Below are 17,955 nucleotides of genomic sequence, written 5' to 3' on the forward strand. Positions count from 1 at the left end.
GCGTTGGTGTACTTTAAATGTCAACGCAAAGCGTTGTAAAACCTCGTAAAGGTATAAATCATTTCGTGACGGCTACTACGTTTGCCGGAAATCAGGTTTATACTCGATTCATGCAGGCCGCACGTTCGCGGCGGCTAGTTAGACAGGTGAAACATGGGCAAGAAATTAAAGAATTCCGGTCTGGTTGGACTGGGTGTGGTGGCCGGTGTCGCCATCTCCCTGCAATTTTCCGCCATGGCGCAAAAGCCGGTGGATCCGCCGCTGCCGCTGGAGGAACTGCGGCAGTTGGCCGACGTGTTCGGCCTCATCAAATCCGATTATGTGGAACCTGTCGAAGACAAGAAGCTGCTGACCGAGGCCATCTCGGGCATGGTGGCCTCGCTCGATCCGCACTCGGCCTACCTGGACAAGAAAGCCTACGCCGAGCTGCGCGAAGGTTCGCAGGGCAAGTTCGTCGGCCTGGGCATCGAGATCGGCCAGAGCGAGGATGGCTACATCAAGATCGTGGCGCCGATCGAGGACTCGCCGGCGTGGCGCGCGGGCATCAAGCCGGGCGACCTGATCAGCCGCCTCGACAACACCCCGGTCAAAGGCATGTCGCTGGACGACTCGATCAAGAAGATGCGCGGCGAGCCGAACAGCAAGGTCAGCCTGACCGTGCTGCGCAAGGGCGAGGCCGAGCCGCTGGTGTTCAACATCACGCGCGAGGAGATTCACCAGAAGAGCGTGAAGGGCAAGCTGATCGAGCCGGGCTACGCCTGGGTGCGCATCTCGCAGTTCCAGGAACCGACGGTGGACGACATGGCCGCCAAGATTGTCGAACTGTACAAGCAAGACCCCAACATCAAAGGGTTGGTGCTGGACCTGCGCAACGACCCGGGCGGCGTGCTGCAGGGCGCGATCGGGGTGGCGGCGGCCTTCCTGCCGAAGGATTCGCCGATCGTCTCCACCAACGGCCAGTTGCCCGACCAGAAACAAATCTTCTACGGCCGTCCCGAATACTACGCGCTGCGCAACGACAGCGACGCGCTGGCCAAGCTGCCGGCGGCCGTCAAGCGGGTGCCGATGGTGGTGCTGGTGAACACCGGATCGGCCTCGGCGTCGGAAATCGTGGCCGGCGCGCTGCAGGACTACAAGCGGGCCGAGATCCTCGGCACGCAAACCTTCGGCAAGGGCTCGGTGCAAACCATCCGCCAGCTGACGGCCGACACCGCGGTCAAGCTGACCACGGCGCGCTACTACACGCCGAACGGCCGCTCGATCCAGGCCAAGGGCATCACGCCGGACGTGCCGGTGGACGAATACGCCGACGGCGACGGCCTGAACGCGCTGCGCACGCGCGAGGCCGACCTGGCCAAACACCTGAGCAACGACCGCGAGCAGGAAGGCGAGAAATCCAGGCGCGACGAGCTGGAGGAACAGCTGCGCATCGTCGCGCTGGAAAAGAAACGCAAACCGCTGGAATACGGCAGCGGCGACGACTTCCAGTTGCAGCAGGCGCTCAACCACCTGAAAGGCCTGCCGGTGCAGACCGCCAAGCCGGCCACCACGGTGGTCTCGGTCGAGGCCGACCTGAAGAAGGATCTGGCCAAAAAATAAGCAAGGCAACTCCGGGGTCAGGTCCGCCATTTCTACACGAGCCCAACAGTAGGCATGCCTACTGTTGGGCTCGTGTAGAAATGGCGGACCTGACCCCGGAGTTTTATTTTCCAGTAACGTGCAGGCATTTTGTGTAGAATTTGCCTCATTATTGGCATCGGCCATTGCTTAATTTGAAAGTTTAACCATGAAACAAGCCGTCATCAGCGGTACCGGCCTCTACACGCCCGCGCAGTCGATCTCCAACGAGGAACTGGTCGAATGCTTCAATGCCTATGTTGAACAGTTCAACGCCGACAACGCCGCCGCCATCGCGGCAGGCACGGTGACGGCGCTGGAACCGTCCAGCGTGGCCTTCATCGAGAAAGCGTCCGGCATCAAGTCGCGCTATGTGATGGAAAAGGCCGGCATCCTCGACCCGCAACGCATGGTGTCGCGCATCCCCGAGCGCGCGGACGAGGAACTGTCGCTGCAGGCCGAGATCTGCGTGGCCGCCGCCCAGCAGGCCATGGACCGCGCCGGCAAGACCGCCGCCGATATCGACATGGTGCTGGTGGCCTGCTCGAACATGCAGCGCGGCTATCCGGCCATGGCGGTCGAGGTGCAGAGCGCGCTCGGCATCAACGGCTATGGCTTCGACATGAACGTGGCCTGCTCGTCGGCCACCTTCGGCATCCAGCAGGCGGTGGCGGCGGTGCAAAGCGGCCAGGCGCGCGCGGTGCTGGTGCTGAATCCGGAAATCACCTCGGGCCACCTGAACTGGCGCGACCGCGACAGCCACTTCATCTTCGGCGACGCCTGCACCGCCATCATCGTCGAAGCGGCCGACACCGCCAAGGGCGCGCACCGCTGGGCGATCCTGGACACCAAGCTGAAAACCAGCTTCTCCAACAATATCCGCAACAACTTCGGCTTCCTCAACCGCTTTGACGAGTCCGGCATCGGCCAGCCCGACAAGCTGTTCCGCCAGCAGGGCCGCAAGGTGTTCAAGGACGTGTGCCCGATGGCCGCCGAGATGATCAAGGACACCGTGGCCCACGCCGGCCTGGAGGTGTCGCAGGTGAAGCGTTTCTGGCTGCACCAGGCCAACCTGAACATGAACCTGCTGATCAGCCGCCTGGTGCTGGGCCGCGACGCCGAGCCGGGCGAGGCGCCGGTGATCCTGGACGAGTACGCCAACACCTCGTCGGCCGGCTCCATCATCGCCTTCCATAAGCACTCCGACGACATGCCGTCCGGCGAACTGGGCGTGATCTGCTCCTTCGGCGCCGGCTACTCGATCGGCTGCGTGGTGGTGAAACGCATCTAATCGATGAAGCGCAGATCCTTTAACCCTATCGTCGGCAGGATGGCGCGCAGGTAGGGTTCGAGGAAGTCCGGCTGGCGGTCGCGCGCGCCGCCACGGCTGATGGCGATGTACACCGGCCGATCCGGCAGCGTGCCGATCTTGCCCGCCGAGGTGGAGTTGAAGGTGACGCCGATCCGCACCACGTGGTCCAGCCACGCTTTCAACGACGACGGCACGGTGAAGTTGTGCATCGGCGTGGCGATCACCAGGGCGTCCGCCGCCTTCAATTCCTCGATCAGCAAATCCGACCAAGCCAGCGATGAGCGGCCCTGCGCGTGCGGCGTGCCGCCCTGCTTGCGCCCCAATGTGTTGGCATAAAGGTTGTCCACATGCGGCAGCGGCTCCGCGTGCAGGTCGCGCACCACCACGCGCACCTCCGGATGCTGTTCACGCAGCCGCGCTATGGCCTGTTGCGACAACAGGTAGCTGGCCGATTCCTCGCCGCGCGCGCTGGCGGTGATGTGCAATATCTTTTTCATGCAAGCGTCTTTCCAAAACGGAGTGCGCCGGGCAGCAAGCCTTCACGGAAATAGAAGCGCTGCGCCAGCACGTTGGTCAATCCAGTATCGAGCACCAGCCGCGCGCATTGCGCCTCCTGCGCAAACACGGTCAGCTTGGCCAGCAGCAGCGCCCCCCAGCGGCGGCCGCGGTGCTTCTCGGCCGCGATCAGGTCGTCCACGTACAGGAAGCGCCCGTACACCGTGTTCTCCTGATAGCGATAGCCGGCCAGCGCCGCCACCTCGCCCTCGTCCCACACCGCGAGGATGCGGTAGTTCTGCTCATACTGTCGCATAATCTGCGCCACGAAGGCCTCCTCCGATGGGAGGTGCGGGCGTAGCTCTTTCATCACAGGGTAGCAGGCGCGCAGTTCCTGTTCGGTCTCGACGATTTTCATGGCAGGTCCTTTCAAAACGCCATCGTAGGCTGCCAATGGCATAATCCCCAGATCCATAAACTGATTTTTGGAGTAGGCCATGGATTTTCTCCAGCTGGACACCGGCGCCGCCGATCCGCTCTATCGCCAGATCTACCTCCGCTTCCGCGACGCCATCACGCAAGGCTTGCTGCAGCCGGGCGACCGCATCCCCGCCGCGCGTGCCCTGGCGCTGGAGCTGGGCCTGGCGCGCGGCACGGTGGAATCGGCCTACGGCCTGCTGACGGCGGAAGGCTACGTGGAGGCGCGCGGCCAGGCCGGCACCGTGGTCACACCGGCGCTGGCGCGGCACGCGCCGGTGGCGCCCACGCCGCGCCACGCCCCGGCGCACGACAATCTTGGCGACGCCGCCTCCACTACAATGCCATTCCAGATGGGCATACCGGCGCTGGACGCCTTCCCGCGCAAGGTGTGGGCGCGGCTGGCCGCGCGCGCGGTGCGCGCCATGCGGCCGCAGGACATGATCTATCCGCCATGGGCCGGCCTGCCCGAACTGCGCATCGCGATCGCCGCCTACCTGCAGCTGTCGCGCGGCATCGACTGCACGCCGTCGCAGGTGTTCATCACCAACGGCTACCGCAACAGCATGGAGCTGGTCACGCGCGCCCTGCTGAAACCGGGCGACGGCGTGTGGGTCGAGGACCCCGGCTATCCGCCCACCAGCGACTTGCTGCGCGAGGCGGGCATGCGGGTGGCGCCGGTGGCGGTGGATGGCGAAGGTGTGATGGTCTCGCACGGCATCGCCAGCGCGCCGCAGGCCCGCGCGGCCATCGTCACGCCCGGCCATCAAAGCCCGCTGTGCGTCTCGCTCTCGCTGCCGCGCCGCCTGGCGTTGCTGGACTGGGCCGCGCAAAGCGGCGCCTGGATCGTGGAGGACGACTACGACGGCGAATACCGCTACGTCAGCCGCCCCCTGCCCGCGCTGCAAAGCCTGGACCGCGAAGGCCGCGTGCTGTACTCCGGCACCTTCAGCAAGGTGCTGTTTCCGGCGATACGGCTGGCATACATCGTGGTGTCGCCGGCGCAGGTGCCGCGCTTCGAGGAAATCAGCCGCACCTTCGCCGCCAGCGGGCCGACGCTGATGCAGCACATCGTGGCCGACTTCATGAACGAGGGTCACTTCGCCCGCCACATCCAGCGCATGCGCCGCCTGTACGCCGAACGGCGCGAGATCGCGGCCGAGGGCCTGTCGGCGGTGCTGGGCAAGCATGTGCGGATCGATCCGCAACCGGGCGGCATGCACCTGATATTGCGCATGAAGGGCCACCATACCGACCGCGCGGTGGCAGCGCGCATGCGCGAGCATGGCATGTCGGCGCTCGCCCTGTCCGAGCGCGGCGTGCTGCCGCATGGCGCATCGGCGCTGCTGCTGGCCTTCACCAATGTCGACACGCCCGAACGCGCGCGCGAACTGGGCAAGCGCATCCTCAAGCTCATGGCCTAGTCCAGAACACTATTCTTGGCCCTTTCCGGCTAGGCCATGGACGCGCACAATGACTCCATCGTCAATCAACCAAGGAAGTCATCATGAGCAAGCGTCTGGAAATCTTCAAATTTGCGCCGGAAGCGTACAAGGGCTTTGGCGCCGTGAAGGAATACGTGCACTCGGCCCTGCCGGCCGAGCTGGTGGAGCTGATCAACCTGCGCGTCTCGCAAATCAACGGCTGCGCCTACTGCATCGACATGCACACCCGCGGCCTGCTGAAGCAAGGCGTCAAGATCGACAAGGTGGCACTGCTGCCGGTATGGGACGAAGCCGCCGCGCTGTTCAGCGAAAAAGAACAGGCCGCGCTGGCGTGGGCGGAGGTGGTCACCCGCGTCGAGCAAACCAAGGTGCCGGACGCCGACTACCAGAAGGCCTTGGCGGTGCTGAGCGAACAGGAGCTGGCCGACGTCACCGTCGCCGTCGCGCTGATGAACGCCTTCAACCGCTTCGGCGTCAGCATGCGCATGCAGCCGGCCGCGTTGGCACTTTAAGGCGGCTTGCAATGTGAGTGTGCTAAGGTGAGGGTTTCCCGTAGTTTTTTTGCCAAGGAGGCCCTCACGCATGCCCCATAACATCAGCCTGATTACCACCATCGCCGCCGCGCTCGGAGCCGGTCTCCTGTTCGGCTATCTGGCAACGCGCCTGAAGCTGCCGGCACTGGTGGGTTATCTCGCTGCGGGCATTATCATCGGCCCGGCCACGCCGGGCTTCGTGGCGGATACCGCCCTGGCTAGCCAGCTGGCCGAAATCGGCGTGATGCTGATGATGTTCGGCGTCGGCCTGCACTTCTCGCTCGACGACCTGTGGGCGGTGCGCAAGGTGGCGCTGCCCGGCGCGGTGCTGCAGATCGCCGTCGCCACCGCGCTAGGCATGGGCCTCGCCCATTACTGGGGCTGGAGCATAGGCGGCGGCCTGGTGTTCGGCCTGGCGCTGTCCGTGGCCAGCACGGTGGTGCTGCTGCGCGCGCTGGAGGAGCGCGGCATCCTCGATACCTTCAACGGCCGCATCGCGGTCGGCTGGCTGGTGGTGGAGGATCTGGTCACGGTGCTGGTGCTGGTGCTGCTGCCGGCGCTGGCCGGCTCGCTCGGCGGCGAAGCGCTCGACGCGCACGGCGGCCATGGTGGTGGCGGTGGCGGCCTGTGGACCACGCTGGCCATCACGCTGGGCCAGGTGACCGCCTTCATCGTGCTGATGCTGGTGGTCGGCCGCAAGCTGTTCCCCTGGATTCTGTGGCAGGTGGCGCGCACCGGCTCGCGCGAGCTGTTCACGCTGTGCGTGATCGCGGCGGCGGTCGGCATCGCTTACGCCTCCACGCACTACTTCGGCGTGTCGTTCGCGCTGGGCGCCTTCTTCGCCGGCATGGTGCTGCGCGAGTCGGCGCTGGCCCACCGCGCCGCCGAGGAATCGCTGCCGCTGCGCGATGCGTTCGCGGTGCTGTTCTTCGTTTCGGTCGGCATGCTGTTCGAACCCTCCATCCTGGTCGAGCAGCCGCTCCAGCTGCTGGCGGTGGTCGCGATCATCGTGGTCGGAAAATCGGTGGCGGCCTTCCTGCTGGTGCTGGTGCTGCGCTACCCGGCCAAGACCGCGCTGATGGTCTCCGCCAGCCTGGCGCAGATCGGCGAGTTCTCCTTCATCCTCGCCGCGCTAGGCCTGTCGCTCAAGCTGATGCCGGTGGAAGGACAAAGCCTGATCCTGGCCGGCGCCATCATCTCCATCGCGTTGAATCCGGTGGTGTTCCGCGTGACCAGGCCGCTGGAGCGCTGGCTCGGTAACAACCCCACCCTGGCGGCGAAGTTCGACCGCGCGGCCGATCCACTGGCCGAGCTGCCGATGTCGGTGCCGCACGAGCATCTGCGCGGCCAGGTGGTGCTGGTCGGGTACGGCCGCGTGGGACGGCGCATCGCCGCCTCGCTCAAGGAGCGCGGCATCCCGTTCGTGGTGGCCGAGCAGAATCGCGAAGTGGTCGATCAACTGCGCAAGGACGGCGTCAACGCGGTGGCCGGCAACGCCGGCGAGCCGGCGGTGCTGATCCAGGCCCACATCGCCCATGCATCAATGCTGGTGATCGCCACGCCGGACACCTTCCACGTGCGCGGCATGATCGAAACGGCGCGCGCGCTCAATCCGAACATTAAAACCGTGGTACGCACCCACAACGATGAAGAGGCGGAACTGCTGCGCAATGAACGCGCCGGCGAAATCTTCATGGGCGAGCAGGAACTGGCCAAGGGCATGACGGCGTATGTACTCGATCACTTCCAAGCCAAACAGGACAAGCACCATTGAAGAACTGGTTACCGCTGTTAACACTCGCCGCCGGCACGGCGGCGGCGCAAAACGTCACCGCGACACTCAGCGTCATCGACGACAATTCGCTTGAGTTGCGCTACGACGTGCCGCCATCGTGTCAATCTCTGGACTTTGTGAATGACGGTATACGTCCGCAGGTGGCCGCCGGCATCCGCGCCGATTGGCAACCAGTGGACGATTGCACCAGGGTGGACGGCCAACACGTTCAGCGCGAGGCTGCCAGTTGCGCCAGCTTGCGGCTTCGCATCCCGGCCACCACACGCGATGTGGACCGCATCTATCCCTGGGCATATCCGATCGGCGGCGGCTTCTTCGCGCACACCAGTGTCTACGCGGTGACGCCGTCATGCGGCCCGGTGGACTGGAAGTTCATCGCGCCCGGCACGGTGATCGTCAACGGCGTGGTCATGGGCGCACAGGCCTCCGTGCCGGCCACGCAGGCGCTGATCGATGACTCGCCAGTGATGCTGCTGGCCACGCAGTCCAAGGCGCCTGTTCACATGGGGCCGGGATTCACGAAGCAGGACCAGCGTCTGCTCGATGACGCCTTGCGCGGCGCCAGCGACTATCTGCAAAAAGCCTTGCCGGGTTTGAGCCTGCCGTCTCCTTACGTCGTCGCCACCGTTTCACCCAATGCCTACAACTGGCGCGGCGATGCCGCCAATCGCACCACTATCCGCTTGAGCTTTCCCTCGTCGCCCAATGAGGAGATGAAGTCCAACATCCGCTCGCTGATCGCGCATGAAACCAGCCATCTGACGCAACCGCTGGAGTGGAAGGATGCGTGGGACGATGACATCACCATGTTCAAGGAAGGTGGCGCCGAGTTCCTGCGTTGGAGCGTCAGCGCCGCCATGGGCTGGCGGGACAAGGCGGCGCTGCGGAGCGATCTCGAATCCGCATTCAGCGATTGCATCATCGCGACCAATGGCAAGAGCTGGAAGCGCACCATCAACCGGAAATGGGGCCGCACACCTTATGCCTGCGGCCTCGCCTTCCACGTCATCGGCCTGGCCGGCCGGGGCGGAGCACAGCCGGCCGCGCTCGCGCTGCGCGACTACTATCGGGATGCCGCTGAAAAGAAAAGCGCCAATTTCGGGCAACTGGAGTGCCGTGCGGGCGAGACCTGCGGCACGCGGTGGCTATCGCGCCTCGGTGGTGACGAACCGGTGGCGGACATCTTCGCGGACTATGCGAAATCACCCTGCGCATTGATACGCCCGGCCAGCACCTGGAGTCCTGCCTTGAGCGCCTCGGTGGCCAGCCTGATGATGCACCAGCTCATGCGCGCGGACTGCAATGGCGGCGTCAGTTTTTACAACGTGGAGAATGGCTTCAAGGTTGCGGACGGCCCGACTTGCAAGGCACTGCGCCTGGATATGATTGTGACAGGCGTCGAAGGACATCCTTTCAGCGCCAGCCAGCTTGCCTCCCAGGCTGCGAAGGCCGCTTGCGCGAGCAGGCGCCAGGCCAACCTGGATCTGCAAGGCGGCGCCACAGTGAGCATCGCTTGCGATGCAATCGAAGTGCCGACGGAACTCTACAACGTCGATGTCGACGCCGCATTGAAAAATCTAGCTCACGTACCCTGATGATGAAACGTGTTATTGCCTCTTTGATGTTTGCCGTATTGCTGCCGGCGGCTCCCGCACACGCAACCGACAAGAGTGAGGAAATCCCGATACTGATCGCCGAATCCATCGATGCGCGCGGCAATCAGTTGCCCACGCCGGCCATCATCTCGGCCGTGGTCAACCTGCTCGCGGAGGAGACGGGGTTGAACCTGGTGATACGCGCCTATCCGTGGCGGCGTGCGCTGGTGATGGCGGAACAGGGCGAGGGTTTGCTGTACGGCGCCGCCAGCACGCCGGAGCGGCAGCGCGTGTTCCGGTTCACCAAGCCGGTGTATGACGCCAATCAATGGCTGGTGTCCTCCGAACAGGCGCCGCTGGTGTTCCATCGCTGGGAGGATTTGCGCGGCAAGGTGATCTCGATTGGCGGCGGCGGCAAGTTCGGACCGGAGTTCGAGGCGCGGCGCGACAAGCTGTTCAAGATCGAGCAGAACGCCACCTCGACGGAGAGCCGCATGAAGATGCTGAGCGCCCACCACGTGGACGCGGTGCTGCTCGACAGCTTCCGCAATCCCGCGCAACTGGGCGCCAGCCTGAATTGCCGCTTCCCCAACGATCATTGGGTGGTGGCCGACAAGTCGGTCGGCTTCGAGCCGCTGCTGATCGCCGTGCCGAAAAACGCCAGCATGAACAAGCTGCTGCCGGTGCTGAACAACGCCATCACGCACCTGGTCAGGAACGGCAGCATGCAGAAAGCCGTCGACAGCGTGGCCAACGTCACCGGCTGCTGACGCCTACAGCCGCGCCGCCAGTTCCGCGCCTTCCTTGATGGCGCGCTTGGCATCCAGCTCCGCCGCCAGCGCGGCGCCGCCGATTTTGTGGAAGCGCGGCCAGGACGGATGCGCCTTCGCTTCCTCTTCGCCAGGCATCAACTCGGCCAGGCTGTCCTGCCCCGCGCAGATCACCACGTTATCGACCGACAGCAAGCGCTGCTCGCCGCCGACGGTGATGTGCAAGCCCTGATCGTCGATGCGGTCGTACTGCACGCCGGCGATCATCACCACGCCATTGCGCGCCAACACGGCGCGATGCACCCAGCCGGAGGTCTTGCCCAGCCCCGCGCCCAGCCGCGACGCCTTGCGCTGCAGGAGGTACAGCTGGCGCACCGGTTCCGGCTGCGAGGCCGGCACCAGGCCGCCCGCCGTCTCGCCCTTGAAGCTGACACCCCATTCCTTCGCCCAGACATCCAGCGCCAGCGGCAGCGGATGCCTGGTGTCGTGCAGCAGGAATTCGCCCATGTCGAAGCCGATGCCGCCGGCGCCGATGATCGCCACGCGCTTGCCGACCGGCTTTTTATCGCGCAGCACGTCCACGTACGACAGCACCTTCGGATGATCGACGCCCGGGATCGGCGGCATGCGCACCTTGATGCCGGTGGCGACGATCACATCGTCATAGCCTTCCGCCAGCAGCTGCTCGCGCGTGACGCGCGCATTCAATCGCAGCTTCACGCCGGTCAGTTCGATCTTGCGGCCGAAGTAGCGGATGGTCTCCGCGAATTCCTCCTTGCCCGGCACCTGCATGGCGATCTTGAACTGGCCGCCGACGCTGTCCGACGCGTCGTACAAGGTCACGTCGTGCCCGCACTCCGCCGCCACCGTGGCGGCCGACAGGCCGGCCGGTCCCGCGCCTACGACAGCGACACGGCGCTTGCGCGCGGCCGGCGCGTACACCAGCTCCGTCTCATGGCAGGCGCGCGGATTCACCAGGCAGCTGGCGCGCTTGTTCGAGAATGTATGATCGAGGCAGGCCTGGTTGCAGCCGATGCAGGTGTTGATCTCGTCGACGCGGCCCTCGGCCGCCTTCACCACGAAATGCGGATCGGCCAGGAAGGGCCGCGCCATCGAAATCATGTCCGCCTCGCCGCGCTGCAGGATGCCTTCCGCCTCGGCCGGCATGTTGATGCGGTTGGACGCCACCACCGGCACCGTCACCTCCAGCCGCAGGCGGCCCGCCAGCGAAGCGAAGGCTCCACGTGGCACCGAGGTGACGATGGTCGGCACGCGCGCCTCGTGCCAGCCGTAGCCGGTGTTCAGGATCGACACGCCTGCCTGCTGCAAGGCCTTGGCCACCGCCACCACGTCATCCCAGGTGTTGCCGCCTTCGACCAGATCGAGCAGCGAGTGGCGATACATGATGATGAAGTCGTTGCCCACTTCCGCGCGGATGCGTTTAACAATCTCCACCGACAGGCGCATGCGGTTCTCGATGCTGCCGCCCCACCGGTCGGTGCGCAGGTTGGTGCGCGCGCACAGGAACTGATTTAACAAATAACCTTCGCTGCCCATCACCTCCACGCCATCGTAGCCGGCCTCGCGCGCCAGCCTGGCGCAGCGCGCGTAATCGCGGATGGTCTGCTCGATGCCGGCCTCCGTCAGCGCGCGCGGCTTGAACGGCGAGATCGGCGATTTCTTGTCCGACGCCGACACCACCAGCGGCTGATAGCCATAACGGCCAGCATGCAAAATTTGCATCAGGATCTTGCCGCCCTCCTCGTGCACCGCTTTCGTCACGCGCCGGTGGTTGATCACGTCGCCTTTGAAGTTGAGCGTACCTCCAAAGGGTAGCAGCCACCCGGACCTGTTAGGGGAAATGCCGCCGGTGACGATCAAACCCACGCCTCCGCGCGCGCGTTCGCGATAGAATGCGGCCAGTTTGCCGTAGTTGTAGAAGCGGTCTTCAAGGCCGGTGTGCATCGACCCCATGATGACGCGATTGCGCAGCGTGGTGTGTCCCAGGTCGAGTGGGGCCAGCAGGTGTGGGTAGTTTGTCGTTTTCATAATGCCCGCATTAAATCCCAATTCTCTAGATATGGGCTTCTAAAGTCCGTGCGTGCCGCGCTTGTATTCTGCCACCCTTTACCGTACGCTGGTCAAATGATGCGATTCCTTCTGTTTTTGTTGTTAGGTGTGACGGCGCAAATCGGGATGGCGCAAGCACCTAAGCTTGAATTGCCCAAGCTGGAGGTGTCGGTCAACCGCGTGGATCACGAGGGACAACATATGTATGAAGTGGACGCCACCGGCACGGTGGCGGCGCCACTGCCGAAGGTATGGCGCATCCTCACCGGTTACGAGCGCATGGCGGAATTCGTGCCCGACATGGAGTCGTGCAAGGTCCTGTCCCGCAATGGCAATGAAGTCATCATCGAACAATTCGGCGTGGCCCGCTTCCTGTTCATGACCCGCACCATCCACCTGATCGTGCGCGCCACCGAGCAGCCGATGTCCTCGATCGACATCTCGCTGATCTCGGGCGACATGAAGCATTATGAGGCGCACTGGGAATTGATCCCGGTGCCGGAAACCGGCGGCACCAAGATCGTCTACAAGGGCCGCATGGCGCCGAACTTTTACGTGCCCGGCCTGCTCGGCTCCAAGATGATCCGCGGCGACATCGAGCGCATGATGAGCGCCGTGCTGGCGCGCCTCGACCGCAAGGACGCGCCGAAGGTCGAAGCTATCCCGCAGCCTTAAGCGAGATACGCGTCCTTCGAGCGCAGCTCGGCGAAGTTTTCCAGGTTGCCGATCTTGATCAGCACCGGATTCAAGCTCAGTTGCGCCTGCATGGCGCGCCACGCGAACTGCCACTCCTGTTCCTGCGCCTCGGCCACGGTCTTGGTGAAGGCGGCGCCCAGCGCCGCGCGGGTGCCGTATTCCACCGCGCCGTCGATGCCGGCCCAGCTTGGCAAGGTGCGCTGCACCGCGCGGTGCACGCGCTCGCCGAATTCCTCGGTGTTGTGGATGATCAGGCAGGCGTCGGCCGAGAACAGCTCGAACAGCTTGGGATCCCAGGCCTGGGAAAAGCTCAGCGTCAGGCAGTTGGATGCCGGACGCAGGATGAACTGGCCCTGGCTCAGCGCCAGTTCCAGGTCTTCGCGCACGCCGTAGCGGTACAGGGTGGGCGGGCGTTGATAGTCGTGCATGATGTTCTCACATAAAAAGTTTAACGCTTGCGTCGGACGTGGCGCTGGGAACGCATCCACGCCGACGCAATGAAGATTTCGCGCAGCAGCGAAATGAAGCTGCCGACCAGACAGAGCACCGAGACCACGAAGGTGCCGGCGATATACTTGTCCAGCCCGATGTTGGTGATGTCCCCGAGGAACAGCATGGCGACGATCACACACACGAACAGCCCGCAGGCGGTCGACAGCGCGATCGACATATTGATCAGATGCGAACGGCGATACAGCACATCGAGCTCGTTCAGGTAGGGGTCGCTGTAGGCGACGTCCAGCCTGTCCTCCAGCACGCGCGAGCGGTCGATGATGCGCGCCAGCCGGTTGGTCAGCACGATCAGGTTGGTGCACACGCCCGACAACAGGAACACCGGCGCGATCGCCAGCTGGATGATGTGACCGATGTCGCCGGTCTGGATGTTCATGATGGCCATATTTGTATTTTTTTATCGAATGGTGCACAGTGTATCAGGCCGCGAACCCGCGGCCGCGCTTGAACTGCTCGGTGGCCGCCACCAGCGCGCGCGCGATGCCTTTCTCCATGGCGCCGTGACCGGCGTCCGGAATCACGTTCAGCACCGATCCTGGCCAGGCCTGATGCAAGCGCCATGCCGACACCGGCGGGCAGATCACGTCATAGCGCCCCTGCACGATCACCGCCGGCAGGTGGGCGATGCGGCCGACGTCGCGCACCAGCTGGTCGTCGCTGAAGAAGCCGAGGTTGGCCATGTAGTGCGATTCCAGACGGCCGACGCCGAGGTCGAGCGCATCCGACGGCGGATCTTCCGCCTGCGGCAGCAGGAACACGCGGCGGCCCTCGAAGCGGCTCCACGCGCGCACCGCCGGCATGTGCACCGCCGGGTCGTCGCTCATGATGCGGCGCACGTAGGCTTGCAGCAGGTCGCCGCGTTCCGCCTCGGGAATCGGCGCGATGAATTCGGCGTGCACCTCCGGGTGGAACCAGCGCGCACCATCGAGGAACCAGTCGATCTCCTGCCTGGTGCACAGGAAGATGCCGCGCAGCACGAAGCCGAGGCAGCGTTCGGGATGGGCCTGGCCGTAGGCCAGCGCCAGCGTCGAGCCCCACGAGCCGCCGAACACCAGCCATTGCTCGACGCCGAACATCACGCGCAGGCGTTCGATGTCCTCGATCAGCAGCTGGGTGGTGTTGTTGCGGCACTCGCCCAGCGGCAGCGACTTGCCGGCGCCGCGCTGGTCGAACAGGATCACGCGGTACTGCTCGGGATCGAAAAAGCGGCGATGCTGGGGCGACAGGCCGGCGCCCGGGCCGCCGTGCAGGAAGACCACGGGAATGCCGTTGGGATTGCCGACCTCTTCCCAGTAAATGGTGTGCAGGTCGTCCACCGCCAGCATGCCGGAACGGCTCGGCGTGATGGGCGGGAACAGGGCGGAACTGGGGTCGAACATGGCTATCCTTTGGGCATCGATAGCAGATTGTACGAAAAAAAAGCCGGGATCGCGAACGAACCCGGCCCTTATGTGGTGGCGATGCGGCCGCTCAGGACATGTGCTGGCCGCCGTTGATGGCGATGTTGGCGCCGGTCACGAACGCCGCCTCGTCCGAGGACAGGTAGGCCACCAGGCCGGCCACCTCTTCCGGCTTGCCCAGGCGGGCCATCGGAATTTGCGGAATGATCTTGGTGTCCAGCACTTCCTGCGGGATCTCCATCACCATCTTGGTGCCGATGTAGCCCGGCGAGATGGTGTTGACGGTGACGCCCTTGCGCGCCACTTCCAGCGCCAGCGCCTTGGTGAAGCCGTGCATGCCGGCCTTGGCCGCCGAGTAGTTGGTCTGGCCGAAGGCGCCCTTCTGGCCGTTCACCGACGAGATGTTGATGATGCGGCCCCAGCCGCGCTCGACCATGCCGTCGCACACCGGCTTGGTCAGGTTGAATACCGAATCCAGATTGGTCTTGATGACCGCGTCCCAATTGACCTTGTCCATTTTCTTGAAGGTCATGTCGCGCGTGATGCCGGCGTTGTTCACCAGCACATCCACCGGACCGATGTCTTTCTCGATCGCGGCGATGCACGCCTGGGCCGAATCGTAGTCGGCCACGTCGCACGGGTAGGCGCGGAAGTTGTAGCCCTGGTCACGCGTGGTGGCCAGCCATTGCTCAACTTTAGGATTGCCAGGGGAATACGTGGTGACGACGCAATAGCCTAGCGCTGACAGCTTGAAACAAATCGCTTCGCCCAGACCACCCATGCCACCGGTTACTAATGCAACTCTTGCCATTTTTGTCCCCTTCTTAAGAAACACCAAAAATCGGAAAACACGGCCCGGCCGCATGCCGGGCCGCTTGCAGCTTGTTGTTATGGACGCTCGATCGCCAGCGCCACGCCCATGCCGCCGCCGATGCACAGCGAGGCCAGGCCTTTTTTCGCGTCACGACGGATCATTTCGTGGATCAGCGTCACCAGCACGCGCGCGCCCGACGCGCCGATCGGGTGGCCGATGGCGATGGCGCCGCCGTTGACGTTGATCTTGCTGGTGTCCCAGCCCATTTCCTTGTTGACCGCCACCGCCTGCGCGGCGAACGCTTCGTTGATTTCCAGCAGGTCCAGATCGTCCGGGGTCCAGCCGGCCTTTTTCAGGCACAGCTTGGTGGCCGAGACCGGGCCCATGCCCATGTAGGCCGGGTCCAGGCCGGACGAGGCGTAGGCCTTGATGCGCGCCAGCACCGGCAGGCCCAGTTCCTTGGCCTTGGTGGCGGAGGTCATGATGACGGCGGCGGCGCCGTCGTTCAGGCCGGAGGCGTTGCCGGCGGTGACGGTGCCGTCCTTGGCGAAGGCGGGACGCAGGCCGGCCAGCCCTTCCAGGGTCGAGCCCGGCTTGATGTATTCATCGCTGTCGAACACGATGCTGCCTTTTTTCTGCACGATTTCCAGCGGCAGGATCTCGTCCTTGAACTTGCCGGCCTTTTGCGCCGCTTCCGCCTTCAGCTGCGATTGCAGCGCGAATTCATCCTGCTCGGCGCGCGAGATCTCGTATTTCTTGGCGACGTTCTCGGCGGTGGTGCCCATGTGGTACTGGTTGTAGGCGTCCCACAGGCCGTCGACGATCATGCTGTCCACCGCCTTGAAGTCGCCCATGCGGAAACCGTCGCGCGAGCCGGGGATCACGTGCGGCGAGGCGCTCATGTTTTCCTGGCCGCCGGCGATGACGATCTGCGCGTCGCCCGCCTTGATGGCTTGCGCCGCCAGGTGGGTGGCCTTCAGGCCGGAGCCGCAAACGTGGTTGATGGTGAAGCCGGGAATGGTGTTCGGCAGGCCGGCCTTGATGACGGCCTGGCGCGCCGGATTCTGGCCGACGCCGGCGGTCAACACCTGGCCGAGGATCGCTTCGCTGATCAGATTGGGGTCGAGGCCCAGTTTGGCCACCAGGCCCTTGATCACATGGGCGCCCAGCTCGGAGGCGGGCGTCTTTGCCAGGCTACCGCCGAATTTGCCCACACCAGTGCGGCCAGCGGCCACGATAACTACATCATCCATTTGATTCTCCAATGCTGCCGGCAGCAGCCGGCTAAGTTGAGCAACAACGCGAACTTTTATCATACGCCGTCCACACGCTGGGTGTAGCAGGTTTCGATGGTGCGTCGCCGCGAGGAATCGCCAGGATTATTAGCAGCATCCATGCCAAACGCGCAACCGTCGGGCACTCATCGTATGCGCAGGTTTCAGCGCTTACCTTGATGCGCATCAAACCCTTTCATCACTATTTTGAAGAAATAGTAATTATTTGTCACGATAATAATTTGATACCATCGAGCGAGGCCGCGCACTGCTCCCGTATCACGTTGACGAAATCGAGCACGTAGGCCCGCTGTTTCTGCGCCTCGGGGACCGATACGTACAGGTCGCTCCACAGGCCCTGCTCGCCGATCGGCCGTGCGATCACGTAGTCGTAATCGACGTAATTCTTGATCGCCCAGTTGGGCAAGGCGGCGATCCCGCGCCGGCTGGCGACCAATTGCAGCACCGCCACCGTCAATTCCGCGGTGCGGCGCTGGAAGGCCACGCCGGCCGGTTTCAGCACTTCGCGGATCAGGTCGATGCGCTCTTCCGGCACCGGGTAGGTGATCAGGGTTTCGCCCTCGAAATCGGCCGCCCGCAGGCGGCGCTGGCCGGCCAGGCGGTGCTTTTGCGCCATCACGGTCAGGATTTCGAAGCGGAACAGCGGGAAGGTGGTGAATTCGGGGCCGTACGGCGAGCCGATGACGAGATCGGCCTCGCCGCTGCGCAGCAAATCGGCCGGCTCGCTATGGAAGCCGGACACCAGGTCGATCTCCACCTCGGGCCAGCGCTTGCGGAACTCATCCATCACCGGCATCAGCCAGTCGAAGCAGGTGTGGCATTCCAGGGCCACCCGCAACTGCCCGCTATCTCCCTGCATCAGGCGCGCAACTTCGCGCTCGGCGGCCTCGATTTCGGGCAGCAGCAGGTCGGCCAGCTTGAGCAGGCGCGCGCCGGTGGCGGTGAAGCCGATCGGCACCGATTTGCGCTCAAACAGCGGCCCGCCGTAGCGATCCTCCAGCAATTTGATTTGATGTGACAGCGCCGACTGCGTCAGGTTGAGCAATTGGGCGGCGCGCACCAGACTGCCGGCCGAGCGCAGCGCGCTCAGGGTGCGTAGGTGGCGTATCTCTAGCATGGTCTATTAAT

Annotated in this window: 17 protein-coding genes; 8 read left to right on the forward strand and 9 right to left on the reverse strand. The window is 64.2% G+C overall.

All coding sequences use genetic code 11. The features are described from left to right. The first annotated feature begins 153 nt into the window (after positions 1–153). Positions 154–1,599 carry a S41 family peptidase gene (locus FHW83_RS12560; RefSeq protein ID WP_176646699.1) on the forward strand — a complete coding sequence of 482 codons (1,446 nt, stop codon included), beginning with the start codon at positions 154–156 and terminating at the stop codon, positions 1,597–1,599. A gap of 187 nt (positions 1,600–1,786) precedes the next feature. Then, positions 1,787–2,908 carry a beta-ketoacyl-ACP synthase III gene (locus tag FHW83_RS12565; RefSeq protein ID WP_176646700.1) on the forward strand — a complete coding sequence of 374 codons (1,122 nt, stop codon included), beginning with the start codon at positions 1,787–1,789 and terminating at the stop codon, positions 2,906–2,908. Here the strand turns inward: FHW83_RS12565 and FHW83_RS12570 are convergent. After that, positions 2,905–3,426 carry an FMN-dependent NADH-azoreductase gene (locus FHW83_RS12570; protein WP_176646701.1) on the reverse strand — a complete coding sequence of 174 codons (522 nt, stop codon included), beginning with the start codon at positions 3,424–3,426 and terminating at the stop codon, positions 2,905–2,907. The two genes, FHW83_RS12565 and FHW83_RS12570, sit on opposite strands and share 4 nt — an antisense overlap. Further along, positions 3,423–3,842: a GNAT family N-acetyltransferase gene (locus FHW83_RS12575; protein ID WP_176646702.1), complete on the reverse strand. Its 420-nt coding sequence runs from the start codon at positions 3,840–3,842 to the stop codon at positions 3,423–3,425. Before FHW83_RS12575 ends, FHW83_RS12570 begins: the two co-directional genes overlap by 4 nt. Positions 3,843–3,921: 79 nt before the next feature. Between FHW83_RS12575 and FHW83_RS12580 the strand changes: the two genes are divergently transcribed. The 5 genes from FHW83_RS12580 to FHW83_RS12600 all read left to right on the forward strand — a co-directional run bounded on the left by FHW83_RS12580 (position 3,922) and on the right by FHW83_RS12600 (position 10,039). Next, positions 3,922–5,325 (forward strand): PLP-dependent aminotransferase family protein, encoded by a 1,404-nt coding sequence (locus FHW83_RS12580; protein ID WP_176646703.1) that lies wholly within the window; start codon positions 3,922–3,924, stop codon positions 5,323–5,325. Between the two features lie 83 nt (positions 5,326–5,408). Continuing rightward, positions 5,409–5,858 (forward strand): carboxymuconolactone decarboxylase family protein, encoded by a 450-nt coding sequence (locus FHW83_RS12585; RefSeq protein ID WP_176646704.1) that lies wholly within the window; start codon positions 5,409–5,411, stop codon positions 5,856–5,858. A gap of 70 nt (positions 5,859–5,928) precedes the next feature. Further along, on the forward strand, positions 5,929–7,653 hold the full coding sequence (ybaL, locus tag FHW83_RS12590; protein WP_176646705.1) for a YbaL family putative K(+) efflux transporter: 1,725 nt from the start codon (positions 5,929–5,931) through the stop codon (positions 7,651–7,653). Further along, positions 7,650–9,269 carry a hypothetical protein gene (locus FHW83_RS12595; RefSeq protein ID WP_176646706.1) on the forward strand — a complete coding sequence of 540 codons (1,620 nt, stop codon included), beginning with the start codon at positions 7,650–7,652 and terminating at the stop codon, positions 9,267–9,269. The genes ybaL and FHW83_RS12595 overlap by 4 nt, the downstream gene beginning before the upstream one ends. Before the next feature lie 26 nt (positions 9,270–9,295). Beyond that, a complete protein-coding gene (locus FHW83_RS12600) occupies positions 9,296–10,039 on the forward strand; it encodes an ABC transporter substrate-binding protein (protein WP_176646707.1) in 744 nt (247 codons plus the stop codon). A gap of 3 nt (positions 10,040–10,042) precedes the next feature. Here the strand turns inward: FHW83_RS12600 and FHW83_RS12605 are convergent, their stop codons facing one another. Further along, complete coding sequence (locus FHW83_RS12605; protein WP_176646708.1) at positions 10,043–12,088, reverse strand: NADPH-dependent 2,4-dienoyl-CoA reductase; 2,046 nt, start codon at positions 12,086–12,088, stop codon at positions 10,043–10,045. 147 nt (positions 12,089–12,235) lie between these two features. On the opposite strand from FHW83_RS12605, the gene FHW83_RS12610 reads away from it, so the two are divergent. Then, positions 12,236–12,784, forward strand: coding sequence for an SRPBCC family protein (locus tag FHW83_RS12610; protein WP_229224157.1), 549 nt, complete (start codon positions 12,236–12,238; stop codon positions 12,782–12,784). Here FHW83_RS12610 and FHW83_RS12615 read toward each other — a convergent pair. The 6 genes from FHW83_RS12615 to FHW83_RS12640 form a co-directional block, all read right to left on the reverse strand. Beyond that, the gene (locus FHW83_RS12615) at positions 12,781–13,233 is read right to left on the reverse strand and encodes a hypothetical protein (RefSeq protein WP_155464559.1); all 453 of its coding nucleotides are present in this window, start codon (positions 13,231–13,233) and stop codon (positions 12,781–12,783) included. The genes FHW83_RS12610 and FHW83_RS12615 overlap by 4 nt on opposite strands. A gap of 20 nt (positions 13,234–13,253) precedes the next feature. After that, positions 13,254–13,694, reverse strand: a complete 441-nt coding sequence (locus FHW83_RS12620) for a DUF2721 domain-containing protein (protein ID WP_155464633.1) — start codon at positions 13,692–13,694, stop codon at positions 13,254–13,256. A gap of 43 nt (positions 13,695–13,737) precedes the next feature. Next, positions 13,738–14,697: a prolyl aminopeptidase gene (gene pip, locus FHW83_RS12625; RefSeq protein WP_176646709.1), complete on the reverse strand. Its 960-nt coding sequence runs from the start codon at positions 14,695–14,697 to the stop codon at positions 13,738–13,740. 91 nt (positions 14,698–14,788) lie between these two features. Continuing rightward, the gene (phbB, locus tag FHW83_RS12630; protein ID WP_176646710.1) at positions 14,789–15,529 is read right to left on the reverse strand and encodes an acetoacetyl-CoA reductase; all 741 of its coding nucleotides are present in this window, start codon (positions 15,527–15,529) and stop codon (positions 14,789–14,791) included. 77 nt (positions 15,530–15,606) lie between these two features. Then, positions 15,607–16,785, reverse strand: a complete 1,179-nt coding sequence (locus tag FHW83_RS12635) for an acetyl-CoA C-acetyltransferase (protein ID WP_176646711.1) — start codon at positions 16,783–16,785, stop codon at positions 15,607–15,609. Positions 16,786–17,035: 250 nt separating this feature from the next. Next, entirely contained in the window at positions 17,036–17,944 is a 909-nt protein-coding gene (locus FHW83_RS12640; protein WP_176646712.1) for a LysR family transcriptional regulator, read from the reverse strand. Positions 17,945–17,955 lie beyond the last annotated feature (11 nt).

It is taken from the genome of Duganella sp. SG902, assembly GCF_013376005.1.
Lineage (GTDB): Bacteria > Pseudomonadota > Gammaproteobacteria > Burkholderiales > Burkholderiaceae_D > Rugamonas.